The 8,741-nt window shown below is 61.5% G+C and carries 5 protein-coding genes; 2 read left to right on the top strand and 3 right to left on the bottom strand.

Annotated features, from left to right (window positions below; genetic code table 11):
• On the bottom strand, window positions 1-2,287 hold a 2,287-nt coding region (locus B1964_RS05750; protein ID WP_079929183.1), incomplete at its 3' end, for a Swt1 family HEPN domain-containing protein.
• Window positions 2,288-2,493: 206 nt separating this feature from the next.
• Window positions 2,494-5,283 carry a DUF1156 domain-containing protein gene (locus B1964_RS05745; RefSeq protein WP_079929182.1) on the bottom strand — a complete coding sequence of 930 codons (2,790 nt, stop codon included), beginning with the start codon at window positions 5,281-5,283 and terminating at the stop codon, window positions 2,494-2,496.
• 165 nt (window positions 5,284-5,448) lie between these two features.
• Here B1964_RS05745 and B1964_RS05740 point away from each other — a divergent pair, with 165 nt between their 5' ends.
• The gene (locus B1964_RS05740; RefSeq protein WP_165776351.1) at window positions 5,449-5,694 is read left to right on the top strand and encodes a helix-turn-helix domain-containing protein; all 246 of its coding nucleotides are present in this window, start codon (window positions 5,449-5,451) and stop codon (window positions 5,692-5,694) included.
• Window positions 5,691-6,971 (top strand): HipA domain-containing protein, encoded by a 1,281-nt coding sequence (locus B1964_RS05735; protein ID WP_079929180.1) that lies wholly within the window; start codon window positions 5,691-5,693, stop codon window positions 6,969-6,971. Before B1964_RS05740 ends, B1964_RS05735 begins: the two co-directional genes overlap by 4 nt.
• Window positions 6,972-6,984: 13 nt before the next feature.
• Here the strand turns inward: B1964_RS05735 and B1964_RS05730 are convergent, their stop codons facing one another.
• Window positions 6,985-8,655 carry a DUF3883 domain-containing protein gene (locus B1964_RS05730; protein WP_366664258.1) on the bottom strand — a complete coding sequence of 557 codons (1,671 nt, stop codon included), beginning with the start codon at window positions 8,653-8,655 and terminating at the stop codon, window positions 6,985-6,987.
• Window positions 8,656-8,741 lie beyond the last annotated feature (86 nt).

Here is an 8,741-nt window from a genome sequence, read left to right as displayed (position 1 = left end):
TGGTGCTGCGGGCGCTGTGGGTGAATTCCATCGGTACGATCACCAGCCGTGTTGCTGGTTCGTCGGGGACGTCTCCGGACGCAGGTGGACAGACGTGAACACCTACAAAGCTCGTATCGCGAGAATCACGTCGCACGATGTCGAGCCGTCGTTCGACTTCAGCCCAGACATCAGCTTTGGGCAGGTTCTCGGCGTGATCTCGAGCGGCACGAGTCGTATTCGCCTGGGTGTCATACCAATACCGGCCGGCGTCGGTGTAGAGGTACGTCGAGCTGTTCGCCAGGTGATCGAGGGCGGAATGGAAATTGCCGGGGACGTCACCGGGCATCGCGGTGCCCAAGAAGATTCGTTGCTTGTCGACCCCCTTGTGTGCGGTATGGAGAGTCGGAGTTGCCCCCATGAAGATCGTCTTGGCCAGCCGGCGTGCCACCCGTCGCTTGCCGAAGAGATCGTGGTCCTTGTCGATGTTGCGGGGAACCGACGCTTCACCTGCAACATCACTGGTCAGGATCGGCCGCCATCCGCCGACATCGAGGTACGACAAGATTTCGGTCACCACCGAGTCGGCTTCAAGTGGGACCAGTCCGGGCATAATCAGCGGCGCGGCATCGTCGCTGCGCCAGAGGTTTCCGACAATCTGATTCATCAATCGCAGCACGCCGCGGGTGCGCTGGAATCGGTCAAGGGTCGACCAATCCTCGTACAGCCTGTCGAAGAGCTCCGGATGGATGGGATAGCACTGCTTGATACGGTCGACATACGCGGGTTCGGTTGTCTGACTGGGGAATTCGGTCCGGTGCTTTCGGTAATACTCCACCAGGGTCTTGGCGATGGAGCTGACCTTGGCGAGAGTCTCACCGTCGGGTGCAGCAAAGATCCGGCGCCGAACGATCTCGAAACTCTCCTGGGGATTCGCCGGCAGCCAGTGGTCTGCGGTCCGTCCGACGATGGACTTGAGACGCGCGAGAGCCTCTCGACCGTTCTCCCCGCCGACCTCCTCGTCGCTGACATCGTCGCCGTCACTTCGGTTGTCGTAGGAGGCCGGGATCGAGATGACCACCTGAATCCCCTTGGTGGCTTTCGCCGCCTCGGTGAGGGTTTGAGCGAAGGTGAACTGCGTGTCGAAATCGCCAGCGGGTAGCCCGCTCTGGCTGATCAGCTGGCGGGCGTAGGCCACCCATTCGTCGATGAGGATGACGGCGGGGGAGTAGACCTCGAAGAGCTCGCGCAACGCGGCGCCCGGGTTCACAGACATGCGATCGGAGGCGGCGACGATGTCATAGGCATCCTGGCCGCCGAGCTGCCAGGCCAGTTCACCCCACATCGTGCGGATGTGTGGACGGCCGTCGCGTGTGTCCTCGGTGGCCGGTTCCATCTGGTTACCGACCAGTGCGACCCGTCGGACTCCAGCGGGTAGGCCGTCCAGTGGTGCAGCGAGTGCGGCCACCTCGTCGGGGTAGTTGGCACTCTTGAGGCCCGACGCGAGATGCCACAGCGCCAACATCGAGTGGGTCTTGCCGCCACCGAAGTTGGTCTGCAGGTTGACGACGGGAGACGCATTCATGTCGCCCGAGAGCCGTGCGACGTTGCGGTGTACCAGGTCCCGCAGACCTTCGGTGAGATAGGTACGTTCGAAGAACTGTACGGGGTCGGAATACTCGCCGGCATCATTGCCTTCGGCGACGGTATGCAGATCGGCGGCGAACTCTGCGGCATTGAAGTTGTCACTCGCCACGTCGGGGTGAGGACTGATGACCTCGCGCCACGGCGGGAGGTTCTCGGCGCCGACATCCGCGGTACCCATCACACGCGCAGCGCGGGTGTCCTCGCGCTCGGACGCCACACGACGCAGATCGATCCGCATCTTGCGGACCTGATCGGCCTCGCCCGGCGCGCCGATCGCCTTGAGGAACAACTCTGCCGTATCGAGCGCGCGATGCGCCTCGTCGTTGGTGAACGGCTCGAAGTGCTGCGCGCGGTTGCGGACGTCCTTGAGTTCTTCCGCCCAGCTCTTCTGCGCTCGCGATAGCACGTCGTCGAAGGGATACCAGCCACGACGGACAGCGTTGGGGATGTTGTCGGTGAGCATGCGCAGCCCGTTTTGCACGTCATCGGCGTTGTAGACCTTGTCCGGAGGTGCGCCTTTGCCTGCATCGCGAGCCCTCAGCAACTCGACCCACGGCTTGCCATTGAGCTCTGCGGACAGCGTTGTCGAGATGAATGCGTTGAGCGCGGGACCGAGGAGTCCCAGCGCCCGCTGCACGCGCTCGATATTTGTCATCGCCATGTCCGCAGTCTCCGTTTCGCACAACTAGTTGTGAACGACTTCGACTCTATCCACAGAGCCGGACATGCTGGACGAGCATGGTCGCTTGCGGTGAGGGAGGACGGCGGCGACGGGAATGAGCAGGTGGAAGGATCCGCTCCGATTGGCGGGGAGCTGACCTCTTGGTCCTCAGATGATCGATCCGTCGTCCAGCCTGACCTGTCGAACTACTCCATGAGCGTTGGTTGGTACGACGACTCCGGCGCCTGGCGGGCGATGTCGTTCCATGCGGCACCAAGATTGTTGAAGTCGACAGCCAGCTTGGTCTTCTTCTGGTCCTCGGCAAGTTTGAACAGCAAGCTCGCAAGCTCTTTACATAGATCCCAGTCGACGCTCTGCGGTACACGGCCGAGGAGCGCTGCGGCCGCCGGAACGCCACTGTCGGCAAGGGTGCGGGTCAGGTGCATGACCACCTCCCATTGGCTGACAGACGTGTCGGTGGACGGGTCGTAGTCGGCGGGCATGTCCGACGGTGCGATCAACGCAACTTTGCCGCCGCCCTTGGTGAGGATGCCAGCGCGGTCTAGGCTATCGAGGTTGACGCCACGATTCTCGGCCATCTTTGCGGCATCGTCGAATTTGCCAGATCCGAAGCCTTGCTGACGGAAAAGTGCAACTGCGTATCCGGTTTCGTGATCGAATTCATTGACCATTTCATTCTGAAGTTCGTCAAGAATCGCGTTGATTCGCTGTAGTGCCGCGCGCACCGTCATCCTTGATCCGTTGTCTTCGAGTACGATGCTGTAGCGAGAAAACACCGTCATGCCAGGTCCGATAACCGCCTGAGGAACATCAACGGGAGCAATTGCGCCCTGCTGGAGTTGGTGGAGCTTACTTGGGAGTTCGGATTTTAGTGCACTGATGAATCCGCGACGGTCGGTGCGGGGTGCGTCCTCCGCACGCGGGCGGCAGGAAAGTACGATTGACGAAGCTAGTGCGTTTGTGTCACGTGCGAGAAGCCGACCGCTCCCCTCTGTGCGCATTGGCCAGGTCGCGGTGATTTGCCATCCCGCACCGATCATGGCTTCCAATAGTGTCTCCCAGCCGGTTGACGCTTGGCCGTTGGTGGAGGAGTCTTGCTGTTTGAATGCATAGTAGACGGTGATCGGGAGTTCAGCGTATGCGCCTTGTCGTGCTACTTGAAAGACACGGCTAAATCCTTCCTCAAAGAATTGTTGAGCGCCTGATTTCCCGTCGTGCCTATACGGATTTGCCACCAATTCTTCAGTCTTGGGCACAAGCATTGTTGCCAGCAATTCGGGATAGACTTCACGCAGGCTGCGACGTAGCCACACGTAGAAGAAGTCGGAAAGATCGGAGTATCCAATGTTGTCGTAGTATGGCGGGTCGGTGGAGACTAGTCCCTTGCTCCTAATTGAGGCCGCTGCGTCGGACTGCGTGGCCCGTCCCTTCCCGGGCGGAGTAGCCGCGACAGCTTTCGATACCTTGTCAATCACCGTTGATATACTTCCGCCGGTGCTGCTGAGTGGATTGGCCTCAGCAAAGTCCCAAGACATCGGCAATGCCTGCCTCGCGAAGACTTCGCGGAAGGCTCCCCTGTCGCTCATCCATGTGGTAATTGACGACTCGAGATTAGTCAATTTGCTGACAGCTAGTCCCAAGTAGGTTGCCACTGCGTCGGCGTATGCCTCCGCACCGGCACCGGCACCGGCACCGGCACCGGCACCGTCGCCTTCGAGTCGGGGTCCGCTCGGTAGTCCTGCGGCCAGGGCATCACGTAGGACGAGGTCGCGTGCCTCGCCGACCAAATCACTGAAGGTGGTCAGTGCGGTGAGCTGGCGTGGGGTGAAGAGCGATGCGAATGTGCCGAGTCCGTAAGGAGGCGTCCAGACGTCCTTCGGGTGATACGCCAGCTTCTGGTTAGGGACATCGAGTGGTATTGGTGTCTCAGCAGCGCTTTCATGTTCCTTCGCCGGATTTAGGTAGGTCCGCTGTCGGTGGCCCTCCGCAACGATGGCGAGAAGCCGAGCGCTCATGTTCCCGGCTTGGCCTTCAGTCTTGATGTGTTCACGGGCTACGGACGTTCCACATCGCACGCACGTTGCGCCGGTTCGGCTTACTGTCCCGTCGGCATCGGGTCTTGGCGCCAGCTTTGGATCGTGCCCGATGGTGAATCGTAAGGTTTTGTCCTCGATGATCGGGACGATGTACGCCTCTTTGCCCTTCTTCTTGCCGAGCCACCACGAACGGACTAGTGGCATCGCGATGCGGCACTCCGGATTGGGGCACGTTACAGTCCGCGCCCAAATCCATGCGATGACGGTTGCTGTGGAACCGTCGGATAGCACCGCCTTCGGGTAAAGGTGGCCGATCCGCTTCTCTGCCTCGTCGCGCATCCACCGTCCGTAGCGGCGAACATCCTCAGCGAGACCCGTTGCACGGGGCCAGCTTTGTATGGTCTCTTCTGCTGCGCCAGGAAAGACTGGTGGCTGTCCAGCGAACTTCGGCGGTATCTCGATGAGTGCCTTGTTGATCAGCACGGCGACGGGGTTGAGGTCAGATGCGTGAGCCTCGAGGCCGAGTCGCTGAGCTTCGAGCGGGATGGTTCCTCCACCAGCGAAGGGGTCGAGAATGGGTGGCGGATTTCCGTTCGTGGACTCCAGGATCTTCTCGTGCGCCTCACGGAGCAGGGCCTCATCGTTGGAGTTTTCCCATACCACGAGGCGCTCGATCAACTCGTGCAGTTTCTTTCGGGCGAGGGTCTGGTCTTCCTCTGTGGGATACAGATCAGGGCGAGAGGATGGATCGTCAACCAGTTGTGAGAAGAGGACCGCGCGCGCGGCAGCCAATGGGCGTCGGGCCCACCACAGGTGAAGAGTCGAGGGGTGTCCATGGCGGATGGACTTCTCGCGTGCGGACTCCTCATTGATCTTCTGGAGCGGCAAGCTGACCTCGATCAGCTTTCGCTTACCAACTTGTTGTGCGTCGCCGGGCATGGCCGCCTCTCGTTCGGAACAGGGCCCTAGAACCTAACTGCACAACATGGTGTGTGTCCAGTCATTCGCGAGTTTATGCGCACGATCGTGCACATGCTTGATTGTGCACGAACGTGCACATCGCCTATGGTGAACGTACGTGCGCAATCTGGCGGAGGAGGTTCGATGTTTCGTACGCCGCGGGAAGCCGGGATCGTACTTCGGAGCCTGCGCGAGGAGTCGGGCCTGTCGCGGGCCGCTCTTGCTCAGAAGTCGGGAGTGTCGATGCGCTGGCTGCTGAGTTTCGAGAACGGTAAACCGTCGGTGGACATGTCCAAGGTCATGGATGTGTTCTCTGCGTTGGGTTACGGGTTCGACGTCGTCGCGGACCCAGCCGGCGTCCCCACTGCCGAGGTCGGAGACTCGACATGACCGACACGCTGACTGTGTACATGGACGGCGTGCTCTGCGGGCATCTGACTCAGGCAGTGTCGGGAGACCTGCGATTCACCTACGCCGACTCCTATCGTTCACGATCTGGTGCCACGCCGATATCGCTGTCGATGCCTCTCGCGGTCGCCGAGCATCGAAAGCGAGTCGTTCTTCCGTACCTCGACGGACTGATCACCGATAACCCTGCCGCCCGTGAGGCGATCGCGCGACGATTCGGGGTCAGTGCCGGGAACCCGTTCGCGATCCTTGCCCACATCGGAGAGGACGTTGCGGGTGCTCTGCAGATCATTCCGGAGGGGCACGGCTCATCGGACGCCGACTTGGGGCGCGGCCGATACCGCGAACTCAGCGATGCCGAGGTGGTGTCCCAGCTACGGGCGGTGCTCGATGAGTATCGAGACGGCCGATCCGCGGAGAACGTTGCGGGCCGATTCAGTCTGGCCGGCGCACAGCCGAAGACGGCGCTGCTGCGCACGCCTGAGGGGGACTGGGCCGAGCCGCTCGACGCCACCCCGACCACGCACATACTCAAGCCGCTTGCCGGAGGCTATCGGCGCCTTGATGTGGTGGAACACATGACCATGCGAGCGGCGGCGCTCGTCGGTCTCCGAGTGGCAGCGAGCAGCGTGCAGATGTTCGCCGATGTGCCGACTATCGTGATCGAACGCTACGACCGTGAACTACGTGACGGGCGATGGCGGCGACTTCACCAAGAGGATCTTGGTCAGGCGCTGGCCATCTCGCCCGACAAGAAGTACCAACGCCTCGACGGTGGTCCGGGTGTTGCGAACGTGGCACATTTGTTTCGTGGGCTGCCGCGGGTGGCTGACCGTGCCGCAGCAGCGTGGGGGTTCTACCAGGGCTTGATGTTCAACACGGTGATTCAGGGCACGGATGCTCACATCAAGAACTACTCGGTGTTGCTCGATGCAACCTCCGTCGTCATGGCGCCGCTGTACGACCTGGCGACCTTCGCCCCCTATCGTTCGTCGGACACCCAGACGTACTCGGCTATGCGCATCGGCAAGGAGTATCGCTTCGAGGCAATCGGGCACAAGCAATGCATGGAGGCGGCGAGACAACTCGGTATCGGGGCCGACCAGGCGAGCGAATTCCTGGCTGGACTGCGAGGCGGAGTTCTTGGAGCCTTCGAAGCGGCGCGAGACGAGCTCCGTTCGGCCGACGCCGGGGCCGCAGAATTCGCCACCGCCGTAGTTGAATCGGTCGCGAGCCTGCCCCTGGTTGAAAGGGCGTGACGCCACCTCTGGATCAGTGCGGCGGTTTACCCCGTACCCAGGCCTTACCCCAGTCGATCATGACGGTTGCCGTATCGGTGTCGCCCATGTTGTAGTTGCGGAAATAGTCGGTGAGATAGCGGATCTGGTCGTACTCAGGTCCTCGATCGGACACCGATACCAGGGCCAGGCGGTGATGAGCGCCCGTGTTGCGGGCGTGCAGTACCTCGTTGTAACTGATCGAGAAATGGCTCGCACCCTCAATGCGGCCCTTGACCTCGATGAAGATTGTCGGGCCGCGGGCGCCCTTCCCATCAGCGGGAGGTAGGGATCTGATGTCGTAGCCCTTGTGGTTGTGAGGCATTTCCTCAGGATCGCGGCCCAGCGCGATCTCCGCGGCCAATACCGCATCGACAGCGCGTCGTTCGGTAACGGCGGTATCGCGTGCGAAATCTGCGACGGTTCCACCGGCCATGCCTGCCGGAATCACCAGCATGACTGCAGTCAACACAGGGGGTTTGGCGGTGAGCATCGCATCGCGGGCTAGCTCTTGTGTACGTGTGGTCAGTCGCTGCTCGAGCTCACGAGCTCGGGATTCGAGCCACTCTGGGCTGTGCCGGGCCCGTCGGCCGCGACCCGCAGCTCGGGATTCCCTTACTCGGGCAGCCTCGGAATCCAGATAGTTGATTTGGCTCACCAGACGCAGACGTACTGCCGCAGAGGTCTTTTCGATACTTGGTAGGAGTCGGTCGCGTACGTCCGAGAGATGCGCGGGCTGGGCCTCGCTGGCCGCCCAACTCATCGCCCGATCGGCCAACCCAGTGCGAATCCAGCTCTCGGCCAACGCTTGCGACGCCGAGGTCGCTGCGGAGGGCGGAAGTGGAGACAAATCGAGGTGCGGTGCCGGACCTGCATCATCGACCGACCCGTCGGACCGTAACGACACAAAGCTGAACCGTTTGCTCACCACGCGGCGATGTCCATCAAGTACTTCGCTGGTCATCGCCATCAGTACATACGGATCGGTGGAAGGGTCCAGCGGATCGAAGAGTGTTGTGCCCACGGCCAACAACCCGGCTGCGCGATCGACCGTCGAGTCGAGGACTGCATCGAAGAGCGGGTGACCGGGTGCCATCAATTCAGCCTGTCGGCCGTCCCGACGAGCGATTGCCTGTGGCTCGAAAGTCACCCTCTCGTAGGCGCGGACCACCGGTCTGCCGGCATGTTCACGCCGCACCGGACGTTGCCGCAGCGACGCCGGAACATTGCTGATCTGGAAGCGCTGGCGTTCGCGTCGCGTGAGGCGTCCGCCGAACTGTCCGAAAGCGTCGGTGAAGAACGCCTCGATGTAGTGCGGCTGTAGTCGCCGCGCCATTGCATCATCCATCTGGCGTCGCAATCGGTCGAGTTCCAAGGGGCCGAGAGTTTCTCGGGCAAGCGCACGGTCGCTGATCAGCTCTTCACATCCTTCGGCGACCTGTGCATCGACGACGCGCTCGATTTCCGCGATACGCGCAGGATCGTCGCCGTAACGGATGGCCTCCATCAACAGCTCGCGCAGCGGCTTCTCGGCAAACGCATCGCCAAGCACGTCGAAAAGCTTGCCCCCATATGCCTTTCGTTGCTGGTCCATCTTGTCGAGAAGCCGGACGAACACCTGTCCTTCGCGTGTCTCGTCAGCGACGATGTTCCACAGCCGGCACACGTGCTCCTGGCCGATGCGGTGAATGCGACCGAATCGTTGCTCCAGCCGGTTGGGATTCCATGGCAGGTCATAGTTGATCATGAGGT

The sequence above is a fragment of the Gordonia sp. i37 genome (assembly GCF_002043085.1).
Taxonomy (GTDB): Bacteria; Actinomycetota; Actinomycetes; order Mycobacteriales; family Mycobacteriaceae; genus Gordonia; species Gordonia polyisoprenivorans.
Note: the sequence above shows the minus strand (reverse complement) of the source record. Positions and strands in the feature narration are given on the sequence as shown.